Source organism: Actinoplanes cyaneus, assembly GCF_016862095.1.
GTDB classification, from domain to species: domain Bacteria; phylum Actinomycetota; class Actinomycetes; order Mycobacteriales; family Micromonosporaceae; genus Actinoplanes; species Actinoplanes cyaneus.
In genome coordinates this window covers 1-2822 of record NZ_BOMH01000105.1, presented here as the reverse complement: position 1 = coordinate 2822, position 2822 = coordinate 1, and the positions used below count along the sequence as shown (strand labels likewise).

Annotated in this window: 2 protein-coding genes; both read left to right on the top strand. The window is 70.3% G+C overall.

All coding sequences use genetic code 11. The features are described from left to right. The first annotated feature begins 503 nt into the window (after positions 1 to 503). Positions 504 to 1418, top strand: a complete 915-nt coding sequence (locus Acy02nite_RS45145) for an RNA polymerase sigma factor (protein ID WP_203756073.1) — start codon at positions 504 to 506, stop codon at positions 1416 to 1418. 98 nt (positions 1419 to 1516) lie between these two features. After that, entirely contained in the window at positions 1517 to 2389 is an 873-nt protein-coding gene (locus tag Acy02nite_RS45140; RefSeq protein WP_203756071.1) for an alpha/beta fold hydrolase, read from the top strand. The last annotated feature ends 433 nt before the right edge of the window (positions 2390 to 2822 follow it).

The following is a 2822-nucleotide window of genomic DNA, read 5'->3' as shown; positions in this document are numbered from 1 at the left end:
CTGACCCCGCCGCCCGCCGCCGGTTGATCTGGCGTCTTGCCGGCGTACGCAGGTACGCCGCGCACGTACGCGCGGTCCGGGCGCTGTTGAGCCACGAGTGATCGCGGTGATCCGGGTCCGGCGCACCGCTGCGGTGCTACCGCTTCCCGGATGAACCGGCAGGACTGCGGCACGTGGTGGTGACGGCGGTCTCCTGAACTTCGCGCCGTCACCGCCGTCGGACACTGCGGGAGACGCCGCGCGCCCCGTCCGCGCGGCGCCCCCCGCAGGGCGGCGCGTTCCGGCTCGTCCGGGGCGACCCGGCCGTCAGCAGCCTGTCATCGAGGGGAGAGGCACCATGCGCGTGGTCATCCGTGCCGCCCGGGGCCGCGGATCCGGTCCGGGCGCGCGTCCGCTCCGGCCGGCGCGCGGACCGGTCCGGAGCGTCTCGACCGGCCGCCGGACGGAGATCCCGCGGCCTGTCGCGGGGCCGAACAGCATGCCGCTCCAGAATCCGTACCGCCATGACCGGTGACCTCGCCCGCGCCGCGCGCGATGGTGACGATGTCGCCTTCGCCGCGCTGATCGAGCAGCACCGGGCGAGTATGCGGGCCGTGGCGATCGCTCTGCTCGGGTACGTCGACGAGGCCGACGACGTGGTGCAGGACGCCGTGCTCGTAGCCCTGCGCCGGCTGCCCGCCCTGCGCGACCCGGAGGCGGCCGGCGCCTGGTTGCGAGCGATCGTGCGCAACAACTGCCTCATGGTGCTGCGCGCGCGCCGGGCCGTGCCGGTGGCCGAGCCCGAGCCGCTGCTGCCGGCCGCCGTGGACCTCGGCCCGGACGAACTGCTCGACCGGGCCGCCACCCGCGACTGGGTGCGCCATGCCGTGGACGCGTTGCCGCGGCCGGTCCGCGAGGTCACGGTGCTGCGCTACTTCACCGGCTGCTCCTCGTACCGGCAGATCGCCGAACTCTGCGCGATACCCGAGCACACCGTCCGCAGCCGGCTGCGCGACGGCAGGCAGGCCCTGCGCCGATCGCTGAACGAGACAGCCGAGACGGCACACCCGGATTTCCGTACGGCCGTCTCGGCGAGCCATGACAGGGCCGAGGCGACGATCGAAGCCGCCCACCGCGGCGACTTCCCTCACCTGCTGCGCGATGCCTATCACCCGGACGGCCGACTGGTCGTCTCCGGCGGCCTCACCGGCGACCTGCAGAAAACACTCATGACACTGATGGACTACACGCTCGGCGCCGGTGTCCGGATGCGACTCGCACGCACGACGGCCAGCCGGGAGGTCATGGTCTGGGAGACCCACTTCCTGAACCCACCGGAGGCGCCGGAGCACTGCCCGCCGGGAATGGTGTGGCTGCACAGCCTGCGAGCGGGCCGCACCGAGAGACTGCGCCTGGCCTACCGTACGGCGATCGCATGACATGTGACGCTCGTCATGCCGGCGAGCACGCACTTTCGCTCCCGCCGGCGCATCCCGTTCCCGAGGCAAGCTCATCTGAGACATCGGGAGACAGCGCCATGAAGGAACAGTTCGCCGAGATCAACGGCGTGAACCTGCACTACTACGTCACGGGCAGCGGGCCCGTTCTGCTGGTGCCGGCCCCGGGCTGGGGACCCTCGGTCCAGTACCTGATCCCCCTCACCGTCCTGGAGAAGCACTGCACCGTGGTCTACTTCGACACCCGGCACAGCGGGAAGTCGTCCGGCCCGGAAAGCGCCGATCAATACACCCTCGAACATTTCGTCGCCGACATCGAGGCGCTGCGCGTTCACCTCGGTGCTCCGAAGATCTTCCTGGCCGGGCATTCCGCGGGCGGACATCAGGCGCTGGCCTACGGCATCGAACATCCGGAGAACCTGCTCGGGATCATCGCCATCGACGCCAACGCCGCACTCGACGACGTGCGGGCCGCGGAAATGATGAAGATGATCGAGAAGCGGCGGACCGAACCGTTCTACCGGGCTCACCCGACCTACATCGACGACGCCATGGCGGCGATGACGGGTCGTGGCGGCGATGCGCTCACCATCCAGGACATCCTCGACCGGACCGGCGCACTCTACTTCCACGACCCCGAGCTCGCCGCCGGCGCCTTCGCCAGGATGGAATTCGACGAGCAGGTGCTCCACTACTCCCAGGCGTCCGGATTCCAGAGCCGTGACCTGCTGCCCGACCTGCACCGCATCACCGCACCGACGCTGATCGTCGTAGGTGACGACGACTTCCAGTGCGATCCGGTGTCGCAGGGCATGCGAATGCACGAGAACCTTCCGGCCTCGACCTTGGCGATCATCAAGGACAGCGGTCACTTCCCCTGGCTGGAGCAGCCGGCGGCCTTCGACGCGGCCTGCACCGCCTGGTTCGGTGAGCTGAACGTCCCGCTCGCGTGAACCCGCCGCCGGCCGGCTGATACGTCGGTCATGAGCGATCGCGGCAACTCACCGTTGGTGAGCAGCTTCGTTGGGCTTGCCGCATGGCGCGCGGTGTCGAACGAACCAGGGCGTGCTCCTCGCCGCCTCCCGGCTGGTCGTGCCGGCCTGAGACATCGGGTCCGGCGCGACCAGCCGGTATGGGCGCCGGCGTGCCGGGACGCGTCGATTCGGGGCGGATGACGTGTCCCGGCCGCTACCGATCAGCCGCCGAGGCCTGGCGTCGTCAACGTTTTGTCGGCGTTGCGTCGGCGCCCACCCGGTCGAATGGTCGTCATGACCGACACGATCACCACCTCCTCGATCCTGGCCGACCTCGCCGACCGGGCCGCCATCGCCGACACCCTGCACCGCTACACCGCCGGCCTGGACCTCAACGACGCCGAGCTGCTGT